This is a genomic window from Chryseosolibacter indicum (assembly GCF_018598585.1).
In the GTDB taxonomy this organism is placed as follows: domain Bacteria; phylum Bacteroidota; class Bacteroidia; order Cytophagales; family Cyclobacteriaceae; genus Chryseosolibacter; species Chryseosolibacter indicus.
In genome coordinates this window covers 128,584-151,855 of record NZ_JAHESD010000002.1, presented here as the reverse complement: position 1 = coordinate 151,855, position 23,272 = coordinate 128,584, and the positions used below count along the sequence as shown (strand labels likewise).

Here is a 23,272-nt window from a genome sequence, read left to right as displayed (position 1 = left end):
CTTAGTATTAAATGTTTTCTTTATCGTATATAACTAAAGACGCTTCTTGCTAGCGTTTGGTTTTTCCTTGCTTTTTTCTTTTGTTGCCTCAGTTTTTACAGGCTGCTTTCCTAACGAAACAAGGTTAGCGAAGAGTTTATAAGCACCTGAAACTCCTTCAGGAAGCTCTCTGAAAAACGACAGTCCAGTATACACATAATAGCCATTCCCGTATTTAGCAACCAGTAAACTTCCATCTTTCGGAGTTTCTCTTTTATCATTCATAGAAAGTAAAGCCTCAAAGTTCGCATCCCATTGAGATGGAAAGTACAGCCCTCTTTCCTGCACCCATCCTTCAAAATCCTTTGCAGTTATTTTATTTGGATAATTTAAAGCTACATGATCAGGTTTAAGAATACGCACTTCCGCATCTTCCTCCGTAACACGATCTCTACTTAACTTTATTTGAAAAGGAGAAAAGTTCTCTACCCACAGCTCGTTACTGGTATTGTATTGAACTACCACAGTTCCACCTTCTTTTGCGTAAGCTAGAAGATCATTCATGAAATAGCGTATGCGATCATTCGTATTTAATGCACGAACACCAAGAACAACAGCATCTACGCGTTTTAGGTTATCAGGTGTTACTTCTTCATTCTTCATCTCCCACACGTCGTAACCCATATTACGCAATGCGTTGGGGACTTCATCTCCGGCGCCTTTAATATAAGCTATCGTCTTTCCTTCTTTTTTAAGTCCGATCTTTACCACATTGGTTTGCGCAATTGGAAGAATTGTCTGAACGGGAATATGGTCATACTGAATCAGCTGAATTGATTTATTGTATTCCTTTCCATCAATTACAGCTATTGCCTCTAACACACCTTTAGATTCGGCAACAGAAGGATAAATTGTAAATGTTCTTATCAGCTCATCATCCCGGCGTGTAAAACTAAATGTGTGTGCCGATGGCTCAGCTCTCCATCCCTCCGGAAGTTTCAATTTAAGGGTACCTTCTAATTTTTTACTCGACGATGATTTTAATACTACTCGGTACTGCTTTGGTGAGTCATCAGAAAAGATTAAAACCTTATCCTGTGTATTTATAAATACCGGTGGTACTATCTCCAATGCCCGCCACATTTCACCCTTTACATGATCAGTCCATTTATAGATAAGTGGCACTTCGAAGTCAACTAATTCCTCGCCGACCTCGAATGTAAAGGTATAAGAGATGGCTGGAGGATTTTCAGGAAGGCCTATATATGCTTTATTGTGAACATTGAACAAACCCAGCGTATGCGGATTTTGCAACCAGTAAGGATCTGAATAAGGAAGCGCCTCCGGTGTTATTATTTTAGACCTAAATTGAATTTTGTTGTTCGTCTTTAACTCCTGCAGACATGTTGTATCCCACTTCAAAGAAGCCGATCTTACATTCTTTAAGGTCAAGGGAAATGAAGAACGGTTTACAAGCTCAAAAGAATTTTTTAACTCTTCACCCTGGGTTGTCTGGTAGTGCGAAGAGGTTACTTCCAGGTATAATCCAAGACAATCCTTAATAAGCTGCTCGGCTTCTTTGAGCTTGCGTTGCTTCCATATGCCTTCCTCTAAGCTATTAATTGCTTTTCGGAGAAGTAGCAAGGTCGGAACAATTGCTGAGGGATTTTCTACCTGAAATTCTTTAATCACTCTATCGACAAGGACCTGTACTTTATCACCCCCCTTTAGTCGGGTCCATGTGGTATTGATGCCGTCAAAGACATCCTTCTGCGCCCGCTCTCCCTTCATATATTCCAAAAATTCGGGAAAGTAGCCTCGCACACCTCTTGTTCCCCAACCCTGACTCCTATGCTGACTACTGCTTAGTGCTGCAATTTCGGTATACGACTTTCCTAGTAGCTGATTGTAGCCTCCTACATCTAAAGTTAAAACCCCTGGAGATTTTTCGTCAATGTCTTTATTCCACCACCTCCCCGTATTGGTATAGAGTCGTTTCGGCTGCCATGCTTTTAGCTCCTTCAACTGTTCAGGATAAACGTTCGGATCTGCTGAAGCATCAAATGCCTCGTTAGCTAAGATTGCCGAAGCAGTATGATGCCCATGGCCAGCACGCTCATCGGGAGGAAATCTTGTTATGATAACATCTGGTTGATATTGTCTGAAAACCTTAATTACATCTGAGAAAACTTCTTGTTTCCCCCAAATAGAAAAAGCCTCATTGGGCGACTTGGAAAAACCGAAATCATTGGCTCGCGTAAAGAATTGGAGCCCACCATCTACACGTCTTGCTGCTAATAGTTCCTGGGTACGTATTACACCTAGTAGGTCCCTGATTTCAGGTCCTATAAGGTTTTGCCCGCCATCTCCCCGCGTAAGGGATAAATAAGCTGTTGTAGCCAGCCGATCGTTAGAAAGATAGGTTATAACTTTTGTGTTCTCATCATCAGGATGCGCCGCCATATAGAGAACTGAACCTAGAAAATTAAGTTTCTTCAGCCTTAGTTTAATCTGAGCCGCATCTGGTTGCTGATAAGTTTGCGAATAAACAATTATTGGAGTAAGAAGGAAAAACAAAAATACCTTTCTCATGTATCAGGTTTAAGCTGCAATTTTAAAGGTATTCTAATGAAATTACTTTACCGCTTGAACATTTTTAACAATTATTAACAAGGGAAGATATCTTATAATCTGCCTCTTTTTTCACCATTTACATAAAATGTTCCATCATCCTCAATAAAAATGACTATCCGGCTTAGTGGCGACTTTTTCTCGTCAAGAAATATTACCTGGTACTCATGAGCGGTAACCCTATCCTTTGCATCGTCCGTAAAGCCTACTACGACAGGTATAGCCATTCCTTCATAAATTTTCTTACTTCCCTGAGAAGTGCTTTTGTTATTAATTATTCGCACCCTAACCTCTCCCTCAGAAAATTGAAGCATGTTTATGTTTACAACAAGGTAAGGAAGAAGACTTTCGGTACTTCTCGACTTTTCTGAGGCAGCCCAAACACGCTCCTGTACTGGTCTGATTTTAAATTGATAATCTAGTTTTACTTCAAAGTGTTCCTTTTCCTTGAAGGCAATATCCTGCATAGAAATCACTAAAAGTGCCAATGCAAAAAGTTTCATAGTTACTTTTTAAAGTAATTAAAAGGTAAGTATTATTTTTTGCTTTCAGTAGTGACACTGTTGTAAAAAATTACAGGAATCAGATATTGTTGCGATCTCTAGAAGAATGACTCTGATCCGATTCACATTAACTGCATTAATTATAATTCGCTTATTACTATCTTTATGTTAAAAATTGAAGCTCCTTATTGATAATAACGTATCTTGCTCATGCATGCGGTTTGTTTTCAATGCTAAAAAGTGAAATGACAGTTTAAATAATGATAGAACGGTTAAAATTATTTTTGAAACTATGCAGGCAATCATTTAACCTCCTCAGACGTGCAGAGCCACTCATTCTGTCTTCTTCAACTGCGTTTTTTACAACTTTCGCTATATCTCCTATTGTCATCATACTGGTAAGCTTGTTTAGCTTATACTTTAAGTCAGATCGCATTAAAAACCAGCTTTTTGAAAAGATCGCATCAACGGTAGGTGAAGAGGCAACCAAAGAGATTGAAACTATTGTGAATAATTTTATGCGTGCCGAAAGCAATAGACTGATATCAATTGCCGGTTTAATCTTCTTTATTTTTGTGGGCACTACCCTCCTTAAAGTCATCAAAGAGAACATTCACAAGCTGTGGAAGATCAGGCGAAGAAGAACTAGCTTTAGGTATCAGCTCCGTGAAAGAGGTACTTCACTTGGAATTATAGTGCTGACAGGATTTCTATTTCTGCTCGCCGGCGTTATTGACTATTCTCTAGCCATTTCATTGGATTACCTTCAAATAGCCATCCCGAAAATTGGTCTTTTCGTAATAAGAGGTTTTAATATATTCTTCTCTGTAATGGTAATCTCAACATGGTTTACTATTCTTTTTAAATTCTTACCTGAAGCGAAAGTAAGATGGGAAGTTGCATTCAATGGTGGCTTTATTACAGGCATCTTATTTAACGCTGGAAAGTTAGTTTTAGGCAAAGTATTAATTCATGCGCGGATAGAAACAATCTTTGGAGCCTCTGCTTCATTTGCATTACTGTTGCTGTTCATCTTTTACTGTTCTTTTATCCTCTATTTTGGAGCAGCATTTACTCATGCCTATGGAGATAATATGAACAAGCATATATGCGCAACTAAGTATACGCACGAATATGAGGAGAAGCTATTGGATTGATTTGCAGGGCATAATAATTTATTAGTCTTATATCAGACCAATAAAATACCTCTTTATGAAATCAAATTCATTATTTAATCAGTTTGCCCCCGGCCCGTCTGCTGAGAGAAACGACGGAGAAGATATGGTAGGTCAAACTGCTGGAGGCGACCAATCCTTTAATTCTCTTGTTCAAGAGGAAAAAATTAAGGAGGCTGTAAACATTGATGACAGCAGAAACGAATACATTTTTCCTAAGCTAAATCAGGGATTACTAGATGACTCGGAAATGAGTCTTGCTGACGAGGCAGGACTTTGATACTTAAATCAGAACCAATATACATCTCAGACATTTTTTGATCAACAATATTTTTTGCAGATTGGCAGCCTAAAATTTGCTGGTATCATGCGACGACTAAGCTGTCTATTATTATTTCTTGTTTTATTCTCTTGTGAGTCGAGGAAACCTGTTATTGAGATTACAAAAGAGAATCTAAAGGAGGTATTAACGCAATACGGAAAAGAGAATCCCGAAACAGAAGTTACTATAGAAACGCCTTATGGAAATATTCGCCTGAAATTATACGAAGACACTCCTCTGCATCGGGCAAACTTCATCAAGCTTGTTAAAGAAGGTACTTACGAGAACGCTGAATTCTATAGGATTTTCTACCAGTTTATGATACAGGCAGGGATATACCCAAAAGAACTGCCGTATACTATACCCGCTGAATTTAATCCTAAATACATCCATAAGAAAGGTGCATTATCCATGGCAAGGTCAGATGAGAACAACCCTAACCTGGAATCTTCTTCGTCTGAATTTTTTATCGTACATGGAAGCACTTATGCAGACTATCAGGTAGAAAACGAAGAGTCTAATAACAACCTGAAGCTAACAGACGAACAAAAGAAAATCTATATGGAGCAGGGTGGCTATATGTCGCTGGACCAAAAGTATACCGTTTTCGGAGAAGTGGTTGATGGTCTCGAAGTCATTGATAAAATTGCAAGTGTAAAAACATTCAGTGAAGACAAGCCATTAAAAAAGATACCCATAAAGGTAACGGTTAAATAATCAAAACTGTCAGCTGATGTTCTCAGTTGAAGAATCAAGGCCTCTTAAAATTTTATTTACGTCTTCTTCTGTGGTAGTAAGTTTTATTTTGCAAACTTTAATAAGATACGCTGCACGTTTAACTTTTTCAGATAATTCGTCTACCGATATTTCACCTTGCTCAATTTCTGCAACTATGTTTTGAAGCTCATCAAAAGCTTCTGTGTATTTTATTTGTTCACTCATTTTCCTTTTTGCTTGAAGATTTCACTGTACTTACAATCTTTCCACCAGCCACAAGCGTTTCGAGTAAATCTCCCTCGGACATATCAGCAACGTTCCTGATCGACTTTCCATTATGCAAAGTAATGCTGTAACCTCTTTTCAACACATTTTCCGGGCTCATATTATTTATATTCTTTTCAAGGTTATTCAACTCAGCAGTTTTACTCCTGAACAGCTGCAAAGTATGAAATTGCAATCTATGATTCAATTGAGAAAGTGTTATCTGAAAATCCACCATTTGCGCATTCACATCTTTGGGGATATTGTTAGCCACCTGTCTTATTTCAAACTTCTTTGCTTTACAAAAAGTATTGGTTGCTCTTGTAAGGCTAGCCTTAACAGACACCAATCCGTCCCTCCTATTCTTAAAGATATAGTTGGCGGATTGCAATACTGACTTTGCCAAGCTCCTGATGTCGTTCTTATTGATCGCAAGAATATTTTCTGTAACAGAACGAAACAGTTTGATTTCTGATTGAAACCTCTTGTTCTCCTGACTTATAATCCGCCTGGAAAGGTCATGAATTTTCTTCTCAGCTTCTTTTACAGGAACAGAGAAGTTATGGAAAGTCTGAAGCAGATACTCTGCCAATTTCGTTGGTGTTATTGCATTATAAAATGAAATCATCTCTGTTACTGTTTCATTTGTGGCATGACCTATACCAGTTATTACAGGCAGAGGAAACATAGCAATCTCTTTTGCCAACGCATAATTATTATAACACGATAAACCTACATCTCCACCACCCCCGCGTATTATGGCTACAACATCAAAATGATCCTTTACCTTTTTAATTCTTTTTAGCTGATAGGATATAGATGCCACAGCTTTGTCGCCTTGTAATAAAGAAGGAAATAGAAAGCCAAAGAACTTATAATGCCATGGATTAGTTTCTATAACTTTTGTAAAATCGGCAAGGCCTTTACTTGTTTCTACTGAAATTATTGCAACACGTTGAGGCAGAGCAGGTAGTTTTAAAGCTTTATTTCTTTCAAAGATACCCTCTTCGCGAAGTCTTTGTATTGTCTCCTGTTTTTCCCTTTCAAGATCCCCTAAGGTATAACTTGGGTCTATATCAAGTATTGAGAGCGACAACCCGTGTGAGGGGTCAAAGGTTATCCTGGCAAGGAAGAGTATCTTAATACCATCTTTAAGTGGCTCTTTTAAAACAGCACGAAATTTACTGTCGGCGCGTAAATAATCGTCCTTCCATAAACATGACTTTATTTGTGCTATTATCTTTCCATTCTGTTTCTCAACCAATTCCGGATAACAGTGGCCTGACTGCCTGTAATAGTTAAGCTTATTCATTTCTGCCTTAACCCAAAACGAATTCTTATACCGTTCAGACAAAGTCTTCTGAATACTCTTGGTTACTTCAAGTAGCGAGAAAATCTTTCTATCACTTAACGTTTCTGCCATTCGTGCATGCTTATACCTCTAATCCTTAACCGACCACAATCTATACCTAACTTCAATAAAGTAAAAGATTAAAGAAATGAAAAAACATTATCCCCATCACTATCCTGATTCAAATATTCCAATTCTTATCCCGTTATCCATTTCCCTTAGGAAATAAATCAAAAAAAGTGTATCTTGAGAAGATAAGACAATGTGAACCAGCACAGTTTGACAAAAACTTGCTGGTCTTAAAAGAAATAATGGTACAAGTAAAATACAACGAGCAGGTTAAATTCTGCAAAGAAAAACAAGGCTTCTATTACAAAGTAAAGGAAAGGGTTGATGCGTACTTCTCCGAAACAGGAAAGTCAAAACATGCTGACGGTTTGATGATTTTCAAAACCGTACTTTTCCTGGGAGGAACGCTAGCGCTTTATCTGTTGATACTGTTTGGCAACTTTGGAATATGGACCATGTTTACCATGGCCATTGCGCTTGGTGTTTTTTCCGCTTTCATTGGCTTTAATGTTTGTCATGACGCCCTGCATGGCTCCTACTCATCAAATCCACTTGTTAACAAAGCACTTGGTTCTATCTTTCACTTGCTTGGGGCCAATGATTATAACTGGAAGATTTCACACAATGTAGTACATCATACCTTTACAAATATACACGACCATGATGACGATCTGATTGTAGCGCCAGGTTTGGTAAGTGTTTGTCCACAGGACAAGCCGAAAGCTATTCAACGTTTTCAACATTATTATGCATTCCTGCTCTATGGTTTTGCAAGCCTTGCGTGGATCTTCGCCAAGGACTATGTAAAGTTCTTTCAAAATAAAATCGGAAGCTTTCCTACTCCAAAACACCCCCCTATAGAGCACTTTAAGCTCTTTTTCTTCAAGATTCTATACTATGTACTTGTAATCGTATTACCCCTTGTTCTCATTGATTCCATCACATGGTGGCAATTTGTTATAGGATTTGTTGCTATGCAAATGGCTAAAGGCTTTGTTCTTGGCCTTGTATTTCAGCTCGCCCATATTGTTGAGGGCATTGAGTTTCCCGAACCTGATACAACAGGAACGATGGAAGATGTTTGGGCAGCACACCAGATGCGCACGACAGCCAATTTTGGTATCAACAACTTCCTGACGTGTTTCTTTTGCGGCGGATTAAACATGCAGATTGAACATCATCTGTTTCCTAAAGTTTGCCACACCCATTATAGAGCAATCTCAGAAATTGTAAAAACTACGGCTAAAGAATACAACCTTCCCTACTACGAAAATCCTTCGTTTACAAGTGCACTGGCATCGCATTACAGGATGTTACGCCGGTTTGGGAAAGAAGCACTAGCGTATGCGTAGTCAAGCTTAATATTTTTTTAAAGCACCAAGCTCAGCCTAATGAAAAGTGGCTGAGCTTTTTGTTTAGTATCTTTACCGTGATGATCAATTGGTAAGCTATTATTTTCTTTTATTCTGCACGGTTGGCCCTTTCTAACACTTTTGCTTCTACAAAAGTACGTGCAGTATCCAAACTGGAAGCAAAGTCCTGAATTTGGAATGCCTGAATTTAAAAACCCTTTAATTAGTTCAATTTTCAAGAAAAGAGAAATGGCACACCAATGGCAATGCCCTGCTTAACCTTCTGAACATGGAATGAAGCAGTTCCTAAAAGCAGGTGAACCCCCTATGAGAACCACTGTTGAATTGATTATCCCAGCCATTGCTGCACTGATATTTTCTTACATTATTATTCCGCTTTTAAAGAAGATTGCAGCCAGAACAGGGTGGTTGGATAAGCCTAATGCCAGAAAAATTCATCATACCCCTATCCCACTAATTGGCGGTATCGCCATTGGCATCGCTACAACACTTGCCTGCATCTCAAGCTACCGATTCATGTCTGACAATCAGCTTAAATTACCTTTATTAACAGGAGCATTAATCATGCTATTTGTTGGTGCGATAGACGACAGGTTTAATATTAAACCTGTTTACAGGCTTTTTATTCAAGCAACATGTGCTTATAACGTTGCGGCCTCAGGAATTCGAATTGATTCACTATACGGAATACTTGGCATTAATGAGATACCGCTTTTAAGCCAGTATGTATTAACAATAATACTTATTACGGGCGTTGTGAACGCCTTCAATCTCATGGATGGAATTGATGGATTGTTTGGTATACTTGCTATTATCGGTTTCTCAATCCTCTCTTATATATCTTTTAAAGTGAATTATAGAGAACAAGTCATTCTGTTTATGGCGATTGTAGGAAGCCTCGTTGCATTCTTACGCTTTAACTTTAGCAATAAGCAAAAGATCTTCATGGGTGATGCTGGTTCCCTATTTCTTGGCTTTGTTCTTATTACATCGGCTATTAATCTGCTAAATACAGCAGAGACGAGTACCTCAATCGATAAAACGAAAGTGCTACTTCTGGTTGCCTCTATTTTCCTTGTTCCTGTGCTGGATTCGTTAAGGGTTTACCTGGGAAGGATTAAGAAAGGAATCTCTCCCTTCCAGGCTGATAAAACACATCTACATCACTTGCTGCTTTTCCTCGGTGTTACACACAAACAAGCTGCTCTGATCATTGCGCTGTTTGTTATTTCTATTACCCTGATCTTAGCCACACTCATCGAGTTCTTACCTTTAACCATAACCATACTGGTTGCTGTCATGATCTTTGCAATAATTACCGGAGCACTTATTCTTAATAAGAAAGCATACGACCTGCAGGAATCAACAAAACCTGCTTAAGACAACACTGAATACCAACATGTATAGCTTGGGAGACGAATAATTCTCTTAAAAACCCTCTTTAAGAGATTAGCACATCCACGTCTCAGCCAATTTACTCTTTTTTAGAATACTGACGCCGCTATTGTATTATCGATGTCCCAGCATAATATCAACTGTTGATACTTTTGAAAATGATTTCGTAAAGAAATCTAACAGTACCATGTTAAATAGCTCAGGTTTTTCATACGCGCCGAAATGCGAGGCACCTGGCATGATAAACAGATTGGCATTGGGAATATTCTCAAATATTTTGATTGTATGCGCAAGCTTAATCGCATCCCTGTCACCCGACATTACCAATACCGGACATTTAATCTTATTCAACTCTTTTTCTGTAATGTTAGGTTGATAGGCTAGCAGTGAATAAAGTTGTTTTACCCTTTCGTTCTTTGTGCTTTTTAATGAATCAATAACCATGTTATCAAGCTCATCAGCAATAGCCTTTTTACCAGGGAAGAGATTTGCGCCAAATCCGGCAACCCTCGACACCTTAGCAGGGTATTTAATAGCCATTAGAAGTCCTAATATACCGCCATCACTTTGGCCCCAAATAAACGCACTGTCAATATGAAGGCTGTCCATCAGAGTATTAATGTCAGCGGCCATCATTTCGTAGGTTAATGGCTTATTGGCAGGGTAAGCAGATTTACCATGGCCTCTGCTATCTACTACAATAACCTTAAAGTAGTTTTTAAAATATTCGATTCTCCTACTCTGACCTCTGATTGATCCACCATTGCCATGAAGCAGAATCAACGGCTTACCTGCTCCATAAATTTCGTAGTAAAGGTTTACCCCATTAATTTGTTTATAGGCTCCAGCATGTTTATTATCACCGTAGGTTGGGTTTGCTTGCTGTTGCCCGTAAGTGCAAAAAGTAAATAGTATGAGTGCAACACTTAAAGTGTTTTTTATAGAATTGATGATCATGTTAATAAGATTACCCGTTTTTACTCGCTTTTTCTATGACGAAATCGGCAGTGAAATGTTACAGTAGCCGATATCCAATTGCAGCATCACTTATTTGTATAACCTTTATTACAAAAAGATGTAAGCCCCATATTTTATCAAAGCTTACCAACGATAAGGTCTACGCCTGATCCTTTAGAGATAGATTGTCGCACTTCAATTCTTTCACCATTTACCCATGACTCCAAAATAGCATCATGAGCAACATAGGGCCGATATTGAATTGTGTTAATTTTTAAGTCAAGAGCCACTAATTGCCTTTTTGCAAGGTCTAATGTTGAACCTGTTAAGTCAGGATATGGAACCATTCGATAGTCACATTTTTATCTGTCACAAATTGTTTAGCCTGATCAATAGTCATTCCTTTTAAGTCAGGTACAAGAACAACTTTTCCCTTGTTCGCTACAAAGGGCAACACCGCATTAAATAACACAAAAGAAAGAAGGCAAAACAGACTGATTACTATGCCAACATGTGTTAAAAGTCTTTTAAGGGTGCTGGTTTTTACCTTGAAATTCATAATACTGTAAAGATAAAATTTACTTCACACTTTTTCTCGAAAGTCATCTTACGTTTATTACCTCCCGCAGAGGTGCTTGGCGAAAAACTATTTTATAACCGTCATTGTGGACCATGTAAAGGATTGTGTTTCCATAGGACGAAGGATCAGGAAAAGGAACGTTGTTGCTTACCGTTCCTTATCCTTCCTTGTCTTTTCTTATTCTACTTCTGAATCATCGAATAAAATATTCTTCCAATTATCAGCATCAGGCAGAAAGGGAACGAAAGCGGTGGAATTATTCTGCTGTATCCAAATTCTGCCACAATTTTCACATTGATAAATTAATCGCCTCAGGTCAAAGTAATACTGGCCGAAAATCTCTCCCATAAGTTGCTTATCAGTTATATCTGTTGAATAAGTAGATCCTGACAAGCGCTCCTCTATCCATTCTTTTCGCCTACCCTGTTTAGTTGCCTCAACGAATGATTCTATGCCTTCCTGAACCTTATCAAAAAAATCAAAGAAAGGCCCATTCGGAATGATTGCGCCTTTATAGGGAATATCAACCTGATAATCATGAATCACAAATCCACATTTACATTGTAGCTTACTCATATTCATTTAATTCTTACAACAACTTTCAATATAAGTATTTTATATGAAATCCGTGATCTCTGGTTAAACTCATTCAGCCATGCTATCCTTACTGTCACTAGGAAGATTCTATATGATTATGAAAATGAATTTTAACTAAACTGATAACGGTATAGCTGCGCATCCGAAACGAAGGATGGCGGACCGAACTACCTCAAGTAGCGTAATCCCAAGGATGTGTGATATGGACTCGTGTGTGGCATGACGAAGCGATCCCTTACAATGGAATGCATGCTTGGATAAGCTTAAGATGTTTCGATTAATGCAGATACTATGTACTTCCCTATTCCACGTGAAATTTTTATAGGAGGGGACAGCTTTACGTAATCCCGCAAACCAACCCGTCAGCTTCGCGACATTCGTCTGGACATGCGCAATGACGTGTTAGTTGGGTTTGTATTTTAGAAGTATTAGCGTAGGCGCAGTGTTGTCATCTTGTTGCGTTTACTACCAACATTATTAAACTATTCCATAACTATTAGACTGACCTCCGTCTATAGCGATAACCTGTCCGTTTACGTAGGAGATGTCCTCACTTAAAAGAAACGCGACAACCTTCGCTACTTCTTCAGGTAACCCTAACCGTTTCGTAGGGTTAGCTTGTGCATATTCTGCTTCAGCTTTTTTGGGATCTGCCGGGTTAACCTGGCGAAATGCTTCGGCTACCATGGGTGTAAGTATGGCTCCGGGTGAAATGGCATTGGTAATTATTCCATCACGGGCATATTCAAGGGCTGCATTTTTAGTGAGACCAATTACGGCATGTTTCGTTGCTACGTATGGTGTCTGGTTCATTACACCACGCAGTCCGCCAACAGAAGATACGTTAACAATTCTACCATATTTTTGCTTTTGCATCTGCGGGATAACATAACGCATACCATAGTATACTCCCATCAGGTTTATATCTACTACTTTCTTAAAGATGTTAACATCATACTCCGCAAGCGGGGCCTGTCGGCCTTCAATCCCTGCATTGTTATATAAACCATCAATACGACCAAACTCCTTTATAGTTTCCTGCACGTAATGCTTTACATCCTCTTCTTTGGAAGCATCACCACTAATGGCAATGATATTTGCGTCAGCATATTTCTTACTTATATGCTGATGTGCTTCCATCAGCGCCTGTTCGTTGTAGTCAACAAGTGTAAGGTGAGCACCCTGGCTTGCCAGTTCTACTGACGCTGCAAGTCCAAGTCCTAATCCTGCTCCGGTTATGATGACTGACTTTCCTTTTAAGGTTTTCATAAAATAGGTGTTAATGATAATGGTAATACGTGTTGAGCATATAGCTCGGCAACCAACCTCTTCTGTTTTCACATTAACTTAAGAAATCAATACTGGTTTACAAGCAGCATGGAGTTGTGAAACTGTTGTGCTGGGATGGTGCAATTGCATACTGACCGTAATCGCGAGGACATATGAGAGCGAATCATGTGTAGGCAGGATGAAGTTGGGATGCACAGGCTTGGGTAAACAGAAAGCTGATGTAATGAAGTGGAGATGTAACTTTACGTTTCTGCAAGTCTAATGTTCCATAGGCAGGAGATTTCTTTATGCTAGTACACATCCTTACGCTGCCCTTCGCAATAACGCGTCAGTTCTATGTGTACTCTATAGGGGAAATTGGTTTAAAAGTGCCGTCATCGCCTGCCCCAACGAATGTCGGAGAGGATGTGCGTTTAGGTTTGTGATGGAAGAAGAAAAGATCTCCGTTCGATGAAATGCAGGACTTGGATAATTATTAGTTGATGCGATAAAGTGAGATGTATGAAATCTACTCTTAGCTGTGATGTTTTTTATAGGGAGGAGAGCAGGCCGACACGTTAGCCCGCAATCACATAGTTATTAGGTTTGTTTTCATAGAATAGGTTGCTTAGCAACACTATTATTCACGTTCCTTTTGTTACTCTAAATACTTGGGACTGGCACAATGAGTGATTGGTTTAAGCTTTATTCAGCAAGCAGTGCGTCTATCTTCTTCACTAATTCTTTAGTGGCAAATGGTTTGGTTATATAAAGTTCGGCGCCAAGGTCAAGGCCTTTTTGTTTGTCTGCTTCCTTTGTCTTCGCACTTAAAAAAACAACCTTTATTTTTTTTAAGGTGTTATTGGTTTTAATATAACTGCAGATCCCGTACCCATCTACGTCAGGCATCATAATATCCAGTAAGACAAGATCAGGTACTTCCTGATCTACAAGCGTAAGTGCTTCTTTTCCATTTCTTGCCACCATCACTTCGTATCCGCTCTTTTTCATCAAGAACTCCAACGACATCAGTATGTATGGATCATCATCTACTACAAGAACCTTTCTTGCCATGCTCATTCAATTATTGGCAGCGTAAAGATAAAACGACATCCTTTATCAACTTCACTTTCCACCCATATTTTTCCATTGTGCATCTCAACTATTTTCTTACTAATAGCCAAGCCTAATCCGCTCCCCTCGGGCTTCTTTAATGTTTGATTGTGAGCCTGAAAGAATTTATCAAAAATAAGCTGATGCAAAGCCGGAGCAATTCCTTTTCCATTGTCTTCAACAACAACGCGTACCTCTTCTTGCTTTTGTTCCAAAGCAAGAGCTATACGACCATTCTCGGCATCAGCAAACTTGATAGCATTTGACAGCAGGTTTACCAACACCTGATGAATGAGATCTTCATCACATCGCCACGGGGCTACATTTCCTTGTGCATCTAACTCAAGCTTAATACTTTTTTCATTGAGCAGCATTTCAAATGACTCGGCAACGGTGATGAGTAAGGTGTACAAATTAACATACGACAGGTTGAGTTGCTGTTTCCCGGATTCATATCGTTCGAGATTTAATACCTGTGAGATCAGGTGACTCAGCCTCTCCGTTTCCTTGATAAGTCCTGTAAGAAAGTGCTGGCGTTGCTCAATGTCAATATCAGGATTATCGTGAACAATTTCTGCCATCGCCCTTATAGACGTAAGCGGCGTACGCAACTCGTGTGTAACGGTATATAGAAATTCATCTTTCTGCAGATCTAGGTTTTTAAGAATAGCATTTGCCCTTCTTAATTCATCTGTTGCCCGGGTTAACTCTAACGACTTCTTTCTTAATTCTTTGTTTAATTCAATGATCTGCTGTGACTCCCGAAGAATGTTAAGTAGTTCATCAATCTTTAACTCTTCTTCTTTACTGACACTGCTAACCATAATGCGCGCAGAGGCCGAACCTATTACGCCGGACAGCAGCCGCTCAGAAAAAGCCACGATGCGTGGATCGGCATGCTTGTCGTCAAGCGGGATCTTATGCCTGTGTGCATAACTGGAGATAAGCTTTTGTGTACGTTCTTCTCCCAGGAAAGTAGCAAGGAGTCCTTTGAGGTCAGGAAGATAAGCAATGCCACGCCAAACTGGTCGGTGTAAGTCAGGACCATCAAGCTTGTATATGTTTACAAACAACTCGCTCTGGTAAACTTCCTGCACCGATTGCTTTGTGTAAAGCGATACAACGGCATAGGCAGCAGTGTTAAAGAGCAATGACCAGAAGAGGCTATGTGTAATGGAATCAAGGCCTGTTAAACCGAATAGTTCGTAAGGTTTTAACATTGTTATATGAAAGAGCCCCTCGTTCATGATTTTGCTACTGATCATTCCAGCGCTTGTCATCGAAGGAATTACCAACGTATAAAACCAGATTACGGCACCCATGCAAATGCCTGCCATAGCACCTTTTTGTGACCCCTCACGCCAGTAGATGCCACCAAAAACGGAGGGTGCAAACTGAGCAACTGCTGCAAATGAAATTAACCCGATAGAAACCAGGGTAGCCTGCTGTGCGACGGTCTTACTATAGTAGAATGCAAGCATCAGAATAACCAGTATGCTCGCCTGCCTGATGGTGCGAATAGTACGGATAAGCTTATCTTCGCCAGCAGTCTTAAAATTCTTCGCAGAAAGTAAAACGGGTAAGGCTATGTGGTTGCTGATCATGGTGCTTAACGCAATTGTCTCGACAATGATCATACTTGTTGCAGCGGAAAAACCTCCGATGAATATCAACAGACCTAGAAGGTGTTCATTAAAATACAAGGGTATTGCGAGAACGAAAGTATCCGCATCTACTGCACCGTTATCGAAGATGAGCTTGCCAGCAAACATGATAGGAAGCACAAAAATATTGATGGTGAAAAGATATAACGGGAAAAGCCATGCTGCCTTCCGCAAATGATTTTCATTAATATTTTCAACTACCGTTACCTGAAATTGTCGCGGTAGAAACACAATGGCCAGCATGGCCAGAAAAGTGAGTGCCATCCAGGAGGTATAAGAAGTACCGGTACCCAACTCAAATTGAAAGAGGTGCCGCAATTCCTCAACCCGCGAAGCCCGTAAAAAGATATCGCTAAAGCCATCGAAAAGACCATACGTCACAAAAATACCTGCAGCAACGAAAGCGACTAGTTTAACAATAGACTCAAAAGCGATGGCAGCAACGAGTCCTTCATGTTTTTCAGATGCATCAACAGAGCGCGCGCCGAAGAGAATAATAAAAACAGAAATGATTCCTGCGATAAAGAATGTACTATCAAAAATGGAAGTATTGACATTGTTTACATGACCGCCATTGAAGGCAATTACTTCCATGCTTTTGCCTATGGCTTTTAACTGAAGGGCGATATAGGGTGTAATACCCAATACGCTGAAAACTGTTACAACAATGGCAATGGTAAAATTCTTTCCATAACGCGCGGAGATAAAATCAGCGAGGCTGGTAAGTTGTTGCGCTTTGCAAATGCGCAATATCTTACCTACCATGGGAAGGAACAACGCACACATAATGGTAGGACCAATGTAAGTGGTTAAGAATTCGATGCCATGGGTGGCAGCACGGCCAACGCTACCGTAGTAAGTCCATGCGGTACAATAAACTGCGAGCGACAACGCATAGACATAAGGGTTATTGATAATACTCTTGCCTCTCTTTAATTTGAACTCCGCATAATAAGCTATGCCAAAAAGAATAGCCAGATAAAGAAATACACAAAAGACAACAAATACCTCATTCATATATTTCGCTACATCACAGGGTGAAGGCAATTGGCCTTTAACGGATCACCGCTTGTTATTTGGAGGACTTGATTCTCGTCCTTCCGCTAGTTTTAAAATACAGACTATGCACAATAGCCAGGTAGTAAAGATATAGAAGTACAACAGTGGGATACCTGCAACCCATGCGGGTGTGTTTACAATAGCAATGAGCGGATACGAAAACAATACCGTTATCAACATACTCAATACAATAAGCTTTTGCTTTCTCATAGGCTATTGTTTAAAAACACAAGCCCTGGTAAAGTTTACCAAGGCTCGTATATTAATATCATTTCAGATTTTCAGAATCGTGAGGCAGATAGTCATACTCGCCTTTCAAAGCATAGTATCCAAAGATAATCGTACCTACAGCAATAGGAATAAACACTACAACGAATACTACCCATTGGATCTTTGTATCCAATACAGGTTTTTTTTGTATCTCGCTCGCAGCTGTTGAGATAAGAAAGTACATGGCTAATGGTCCTAAAGCCATCCATATTATTCCAGCAAAACGTTTTATCTGATTCATGTTCTTAAATTAAAATTATTAGTCCTCTACATTAGGGTCAATTCTGTTAGAGATATAAATAGTACCAACTACAAGACAAACTGCGGCAATTACAATAGGATACCATAGGCCTACAAGCTTGTCGTCCAGATAGATGGTGGTAAATAGTGTTGCGATAAACGGTGTTAACCCACCAAATACACCATTACCGATGTGGTATGGCAAAGACATAGAAGTATATCTGATCTTTGTTGGGAATAACTCAACAAGAAACGCTGCAATAGGACCATATACCATTGTAACATATACAATCATAATAAATACAACAGCTACAATAGACCAGTATGTACCTGAACTTACCACCTTGGATATTTTTACATCGGGTTTCAAAGTAGTTTTTCCTGGTGTAGCATATACGGTATCTATCTTTGTTTCGGACAGTACCATGCCATCGGTAAAGTGTGTTTTTGTCACCACGGTCCGAAGGAAGTTTTCTCCTATCGGCTTTGTGTTCGTATTAATTTCTTTTCTTTCAGTTATCTCTGTCCTGGTTGACGGATCGCTCCACTCCAGTAACTTATTGAAGAGCGGCCTGTAAGTAAGTATTGCCAACAACATACCTGCCATCATAATCCATTTTCTACCTACCTTATCGCTCCAGCTTCCAAATACGATAAACATCGGAGTTGCAAAGAGAATGGACCAGATGAGAATGGTGCGTGACTGTTCGAAGTCTATCTTACAAACATTTTCAAGGAACGATTGTGCATAGAACTGACCGGTATACCATACAACGCCCTGCCCCATGGTAGCGCCGAATAACGCGAGCAAGACCATCTTCAGATTAGTTTTATGAACAAAACTTTCCCGCAAAGGATTAACGGATGTTTTACCTTCGGCCTTAAGCTTTGCAAAGAGTGGCGATTCCTTCATCTGTAGGCGTATGTAGATGGAAACACCTACCAGTAAGATTGATATGATGAAAGGTATGCGCCATCCCCAATCGTTAAATTTTGCAATGGATGCTGCGGCATCAGAATCAAGACTGTTTCTGGTAATCAGGATAACACCAAGTGAAACGAATAGTCCGAGGGTTGCTGTGGTTTGTATCCATGATGTATAGAACCCACGCCTGTTTTTAGGAGAGTGTTCTGCAACATAGGTAGCAGCGCCACCATATTCACCACCGAGCGCCAAACCTTGCAATAAACGCAAGAGCAGGATAATAACTGGGGCGGCAAAGCCAATGGATTCATAACCCGGCACAATACCGATAGCAAAGGTAGAGCCCCCCATAATTACCAGGGTTAACAGGAAGGTATATTTTCTTCCAATTAAATCGCCAAGGCGCCCAAATACGAGCGCTCCAAAAGGTCTTACAATAAAACCTGCGGCAAAAGTTGCGAGCGTTGATAACAGGGCTGCCGTAGGATTTGTTTTCGGAAAAAACTGGCTTGCAAGAATTGGTGCAAGGCTTCCAAAAATGTAGAAGTCATACCATTCGATGAGCGTACCGACGGATGACGCCCAGATTACTGACCAGATGCTCTTATTCTCTGTGTTGTTCATAATTTATATTAGTAGCTTAAGTAGTTTCTATAAATAGACCTGGAGTTGAATCATAAATTCTCCTTTGTTACCATCAACTACCCTCCTATCGTTCTGCGTGAAGTACTGAGGTCTTATGCTGTACTGCGGGGTTATTTTAGCATGATGACCATCAAGGAAAATATTAGCTCCAAAATCAATATAACTTCCTGTCTCATCAAGATATTCAAAATCTTTCAATGTAAAAGCACCAAAGGGCTGTAAACGAAGTTTACCACTGATACCTTTGGGTAATAACAGCCCGGCTTGTGCGTAAATAATATTTCCGGTACCTACAAAAGGACGATTATTACCGAAGCCCTGAACGGACCTTGGCCCTGTGTAGTTTGGATCGAAACCTGCGGCCGGGTTCATAATGCCTACGTGCCTAATATAGTTAGGACCAAAATCATAATTGTAATATACGCCATAAGCGGTAATTGCCATATTCTTCTCTTTAGATCCTATGGGCATATCAGCGAAAACATCAACACCGATTAAGGTAATGTTATGACGTTGCAGATCGCCTGCGGCGTCGAGGCTTCTGGTACCGTTATTATTATGATAGAACCCTGCACCAATGTTAAACACCTTTTTGGTGCCGACATATGTTCCAACCCTGTAAGGCAGTACGTTGCTTTCCTGATCAAGAAACTGGTAATCAAAATATCCCTGAACGGCAGGCTTGGCATCACCATTATTATCTACTGCAACCCTTCCTTTTAAAGGGTCGACGGCGGGTGTCAGATTTGTAGCGAAGGGTTTGTTAACGCTAAAGTTGTAATTCAATTTACCAAGTCTGCCTTTCGTGTAAACACCGAACTGTCTTACAAACTGATCGCTTAAATCTACCAAAGGCCAGTTGACAACAGGTGCATCTATTGCAAGAAAGTTTAATGTACTGGCACTGCTTATGCGACTGATACCCCACCAATAATGTAATCCTGCACCAAGGTATACGTTGTATTTGTTGGGTGTCTTTGTCTCAGGATCTACTGCAGGGACAATGGCATATTCATTCCAGACATCGTGAAAGAAGATGCCTGGCTTTTTACCCGCACCGTATCCTCCGGTACCTGACGAACCTGATGCACCCCCTGTAGCAAAAGACTGGTTGTTAATACCGAAATGTGTTAGTACCAGGTAACGTGGTGTTATTTGTGCGTAGGCTAAAAAGCGAAGTCTTCTTGCGCCAATATCCCACGTATTGTTACTGGGAACTCCATTTACCGCTGTGCCATCGTTGTGTTGAATGGATCTCATCCAGATCTGATTCCAGATGATAAAACGAACGTACTTATTTCCTTCCGGATCGAGGTTCACCTTTACACCGGAATTATAGGTTTCTGAACCTTGTGAATGTGCAGCAAATGCTGTGAAAAGCAATGCGTAGAGGAATGCATGATGCCTTAGTCTCATAAAAAAGGTTTATTGGTGTTGAGACCAAATTCATCAAACTGTCTTTCTGAAATCGTTTTGCAACTATACTTTTGTTAAATTATATACTTCACACTTTGCTTTTGCGGAAACGCTCCCACTTAATCATCATAAATTTGTCGCCAAGCTCCGTAATAATGCAGCCCGCACCTTTAAGGCTATCTTTAGAAGAGAAGAAGCTTAACAGCTCAGTGTGGTTGAGGACTGTGTAGGTGGGATGGTACTCATAGTTTTCCGGTGCCTTTACATTGTACTTCTTAACCCAGTTGAGTACAGATACATGGCTAACGCCCAGGATACGCTCTATTTCGCGCAGCGTGACACCTTCAATGTAAAGTTGAAGTGCTTTGATTACATAGTAAGGGTCTATGTTCTTTCCCTCTTTTAAAACCGTAAAGAAGTAGTCGCACTTCTTACAACGAAATCGCTGGCGACCTTTTACTATTCCGCTTTTAATTAATACATCATGTTTGCATTTGGGGCAGACAATTTCCTGCATAAATGAAGAGGGTTAGGGGTGATATACCAATTTAGCATAAATATATCAAATTAGCAGATTAATGCTGGACAATCGTTTTAAAACTCTTTAGTTTTCATTTAACTATCCCGGGATAACAACCATGACTATCCTTTCACGCTTCGCAATTCAGATGATCCGGGGGAAATACAGGAGATTACTACTACCCTGCTCGATACTTCAGTCAGTTAATGAAATTAAAAAATAACAGGTTGCGAACAACAGCATTAAGGATTATATTGTATCAGAACGGTCTTTGGATGAAATAATAGCATCTGCGGCGATCATGTGTTGTGCTTGCCTTTGCTTACGTACTCAAAGGATCTTTGTGGCAGTGCTTTTGATAGAGGCTGACATTACTTCCGGCCTGAAGAATTATATTTGGCTACATATACTCAAATCTTATAAACTGGCTCCGTCGTAGCTTCGTCCTACCTTCGTCCTGGCTTACTCATGCCTTTTTTAAGTCACTTTGGCAGAAAGACCAAAGAATGTTTTGGAAAGAATTAGCACCACCTGCGAATTATACCCTGAATCTTCTCTTACTACCCTGACAACTCTATATAAGAAACAAAATAGATGGGATTACTCCTGGCTATCTCTTACGCATCGAAAGCCCACATTGGAAATTCCGGAGTCTACAGCAGTGCCCTGCCGAGCATCAGTCCTGTAGTTGGAACAATAGTTCGATGAACATAAGTACGAACCTCCTTTTGTTATACGTTTTTCAATACCTGGCTCGGCAGGGTCATAAAAACTGTCGCTCGTCCATTCCCATACGTTACCAATCATATCATATAGTCCAAATTGATTGGGTTGAAAACTTTTTACAGGAGAAGTGCCTTCAAAACCGTCCTCATTTAAATTTGTCACAGGAAAGCTTCCCTGATAAGTATTGGCTGTGAACTTTCCAAGTGCGTCGGTTTCATTGGCCTTGGTACTAATGATGCCTGCTGCAAACTCCCACTCGGCCTCAGTAGGCAATCGTTTACCTACCCAATTGCAATAGGCTACAGCATCTTCATAGGCAATGTGAACCACGGGATGATCCCACCGGTTTTCGATATTACTGGATTCGCCTTCAGGATGTCGCCAGTCAGCCTTTGGCATGAATACCCACCATTGAGAATACTCATTTAACATAACTGGTTCATGAGGTTGGATGAACACGATAGAACCAGGCACTAGTAGACTGTCAGGCGGTTTAGGTGTGCCAACAGGAAGCTGTGCACGCAACTGTTCCCAATCGAGCTTTCGTTCTGCAACAGTTATGTAGCCCGTGGCTTTAACAAACTCATCGAATTGCCGGTTAGTAACCTCATGGCTATCCATCCAGAAGCCTTTTACAGAGACCTTATCATCTCCATGCGGAGAATTTCCCTCGGAAATCCAAACCATTTTATCTTCGGCATTGCTATTATCTTTATTAAGAGGCTCTTTATGTTTGGTGCATGCTGCACCCAACATCACAATAAACAGTAAGCTTTTTCGGTATATATTTCCGGCATTCATCTCTCACAAAATTCTTACAATTGATTCATATTCCATTATGTTTTCAGAAACCATTTTGGACAGCATTTGTACTAAAAGATGCTCATTCTTTAAATTTTTATAATATCTAACACATACCGTTGTCAACACCAGAAACATTCGAAGATAGAAATTTCATCTTATCTCCGTATAAATACTTACCCCCTGACAATTCAAACCAGAAAAGACCCCATGCTTGAAATAGACATCCTGTATCAACTAAATCTTTTTTAATCAACAATCGGATTTGAGAATCAAGCAGTTAACGTAATCATTACATTAGACGACCCATAGAAAACACAAACAAAAAGTTTGAAACGTATTTTAAATTCATATTTCCAAATATCCAGGTACTGATTTTTCAAAAAATCACACTTACAACGTGGTAGGTACTGTTAATGCTGTGCAGCAGCGAAGCTGCTCAACCGTCTACCTATGTAAGATCATAAAAGATATTGCGAACTAATCATCTATAAACAAACATAGTTTTACGCCCGATTAAAAAGAGGTGTATAACGTGTGCTCTATTGTAAGGCGCTAAGTGCGGTTATTGTAATTATTAGCAGCACACAAACCTATTGAGATAGAAATATAGTTAACGCAAATGACATGACTCAGACCTAGTGAATCAATTAAAAACAAAAACCAGTCCTGTTTTTGTTCTTACCTGTTCTCAAGGAGATGCAGGCATTT

The 23,272-nt window shown here is 39.8% G+C and carries 22 protein-coding genes; 5 read left to right on the top strand and 17 right to left on the bottom strand.

Features of this window, described 5'->3' with window-relative positions:
- Positions 1-33: 33 nt before the first annotated feature.
- Both KK060_RS01435 and KK060_RS01430 read right to left on the bottom strand, forming a co-directional pair.
- Entirely contained in the window at positions 34-2,571 is a 2,538-nt protein-coding gene (locus KK060_RS01435) for a PIG-L family deacetylase (protein ID WP_254151618.1), read from the bottom strand.
- Positions 2,572-2,663: 92 nt separating this feature from the next.
- On the bottom strand, positions 2,664-3,113 hold the full coding sequence (locus KK060_RS01430) for a hypothetical protein (protein WP_254151617.1): 450 nt from the start codon (positions 3,111-3,113) through the stop codon (positions 2,664-2,666).
- Positions 3,114-3,373: 260 nt separating this feature from the next.
- Here KK060_RS01430 and KK060_RS01425 point away from each other — a divergent pair, with 260 nt between their 5' ends.
- From KK060_RS01425 to KK060_RS01415, 3 genes are all read left to right on the top strand, one after another.
- Positions 3,374-4,270: a YihY/virulence factor BrkB family protein gene (locus KK060_RS01425; RefSeq protein WP_254151616.1), complete on the top strand. Its 897-nt coding sequence runs from the start codon at positions 3,374-3,376 to the stop codon at positions 4,268-4,270.
- A 55-nt stretch (positions 4,271-4,325) separates the two neighbouring features.
- Positions 4,326-4,568 carry a hypothetical protein gene (locus KK060_RS01420; RefSeq protein WP_254151615.1) on the top strand — a complete coding sequence of 81 codons (243 nt, stop codon included), beginning with the start codon at positions 4,326-4,328 and terminating at the stop codon, positions 4,566-4,568.
- An 87-nt stretch (positions 4,569-4,655) separates the two neighbouring features.
- Positions 4,656-5,327 (top strand): peptidylprolyl isomerase, encoded by a 672-nt coding sequence (locus KK060_RS01415; RefSeq protein WP_254151614.1) that lies wholly within the window; start codon positions 4,656-4,658, stop codon positions 5,325-5,327.
- A 9-nt stretch (positions 5,328-5,336) separates the two neighbouring features.
- Here the strand turns inward: KK060_RS01415 and xseB are convergent, their stop codons facing one another.
- Complete coding sequence (gene xseB, locus KK060_RS01410; RefSeq protein ID WP_254151613.1) at positions 5,337-5,552, bottom strand: exodeoxyribonuclease VII small subunit; 216 nt, start codon at positions 5,550-5,552, stop codon at positions 5,337-5,339.
- On the bottom strand, positions 5,545-7,014 hold the full coding sequence (xseA, locus tag KK060_RS01405; protein WP_254151612.1) for an exodeoxyribonuclease VII large subunit: 1,470 nt from the start codon (positions 7,012-7,014) through the stop codon (positions 5,545-5,547). Before xseA ends, xseB begins: the two co-directional genes overlap by 8 nt.
- 239 nt (positions 7,015-7,253) lie before the next feature.
- Here xseA and KK060_RS01400 point away from each other — a divergent pair, with 239 nt between their 5' ends.
- Positions 7,254-8,363, top strand: coding sequence for a fatty acid desaturase family protein (locus KK060_RS01400; protein WP_254151611.1), 1,110 nt, complete (start codon positions 7,254-7,256; stop codon positions 8,361-8,363).
- Between the two features lie 294 nt (positions 8,364-8,657).
- Positions 8,658-9,764 carry a glycosyltransferase family 4 protein gene (locus KK060_RS01395; protein ID WP_254151610.1) on the top strand — a complete coding sequence of 369 codons (1,107 nt, stop codon included), beginning with the start codon at positions 8,658-8,660 and terminating at the stop codon, positions 9,762-9,764.
- Between the two features lie 129 nt (positions 9,765-9,893).
- Here the strand turns inward: KK060_RS01395 and KK060_RS01390 are convergent, their stop codons facing one another.
- The 13 genes from KK060_RS01390 to KK060_RS01330 all read right to left on the bottom strand — a co-directional run bounded on the left by KK060_RS01390 (position 9,894) and on the right by KK060_RS01330 (position 22,561).
- Positions 9,894-10,736, bottom strand: coding sequence for an alpha/beta fold hydrolase (locus KK060_RS01390; protein ID WP_254151609.1), 843 nt, complete (start codon positions 10,734-10,736; stop codon positions 9,894-9,896).
- 137 nt (positions 10,737-10,873) lie between these two features.
- Entirely contained in the window at positions 10,874-11,083 is a 210-nt protein-coding gene (locus KK060_RS01385; protein WP_254151608.1) for a PASTA domain-containing protein, read from the bottom strand.
- On the bottom strand, positions 11,062-11,295 hold the full coding sequence (locus KK060_RS01380) for a hypothetical protein (protein WP_254151607.1): 234 nt from the start codon (positions 11,293-11,295) through the stop codon (positions 11,062-11,064). Before KK060_RS01380 ends, KK060_RS01385 begins: the two co-directional genes overlap by 22 nt.
- A gap of 198 nt (positions 11,296-11,493) precedes the next feature.
- On the bottom strand, positions 11,494-11,892 hold the full coding sequence (locus KK060_RS01375) for a DUF8617 domain-containing protein (protein WP_254151606.1): 399 nt from the start codon (positions 11,890-11,892) through the stop codon (positions 11,494-11,496).
- Between the two features lie 498 nt (positions 11,893-12,390).
- A complete protein-coding gene (locus KK060_RS01370) occupies positions 12,391-13,182 on the bottom strand; it encodes a glucose 1-dehydrogenase (protein ID WP_254151605.1) in 792 nt (263 codons plus the stop codon).
- A 705-nt stretch (positions 13,183-13,887) separates the two neighbouring features.
- The gene (locus KK060_RS01365; protein WP_367397452.1) at positions 13,888-14,256 is read right to left on the bottom strand and encodes a response regulator transcription factor; all 369 of its coding nucleotides are present in this window, start codon (positions 14,254-14,256) and stop codon (positions 13,888-13,890) included.
- A gap of 2 nt (positions 14,257-14,258) precedes the next feature.
- Complete coding sequence (locus KK060_RS01360) at positions 14,259-16,976, bottom strand: ATP-binding protein (RefSeq protein WP_254151603.1); 2,718 nt, start codon at positions 16,974-16,976, stop codon at positions 14,259-14,261.
- 45 nt (positions 16,977-17,021) lie between these two features.
- The gene (locus KK060_RS01355) at positions 17,022-17,228 is read right to left on the bottom strand and encodes a hypothetical protein (RefSeq protein ID WP_254151602.1); all 207 of its coding nucleotides are present in this window, start codon (positions 17,226-17,228) and stop codon (positions 17,022-17,024) included.
- Between the two features lie 58 nt (positions 17,229-17,286).
- Positions 17,287-17,529: a DUF6814 family protein gene (locus KK060_RS01350; protein ID WP_254151601.1), complete on the bottom strand. Its 243-nt coding sequence runs from the start codon at positions 17,527-17,529 to the stop codon at positions 17,287-17,289.
- Positions 17,530-17,547: 18 nt separating this feature from the next.
- A complete protein-coding gene (locus tag KK060_RS01345; protein ID WP_254151600.1) occupies positions 17,548-19,077 on the bottom strand; it encodes an MFS transporter in 1,530 nt (509 codons plus the stop codon).
- Between the two features lie 27 nt (positions 19,078-19,104).
- Positions 19,105-20,514, bottom strand: a complete 1,410-nt coding sequence (locus KK060_RS01340; protein ID WP_254151599.1) for a porin — start codon at positions 20,512-20,514, stop codon at positions 19,105-19,107.
- A gap of 88 nt (positions 20,515-20,602) precedes the next feature.
- Positions 20,603-21,031, bottom strand: a complete 429-nt coding sequence (locus KK060_RS01335) for an IS1/IS1595 family N-terminal zinc-binding domain-containing protein (RefSeq protein ID WP_254151598.1) — start codon at positions 21,029-21,031, stop codon at positions 20,603-20,605.
- Between the two features lie 603 nt (positions 21,032-21,634).
- The gene (locus tag KK060_RS01330; protein WP_254151597.1) at positions 21,635-22,561 is read right to left on the bottom strand and encodes a formylglycine-generating enzyme family protein; all 927 of its coding nucleotides are present in this window, start codon (positions 22,559-22,561) and stop codon (positions 21,635-21,637) included.
- Positions 22,562-23,272: the final 711 nt, after the last annotated feature.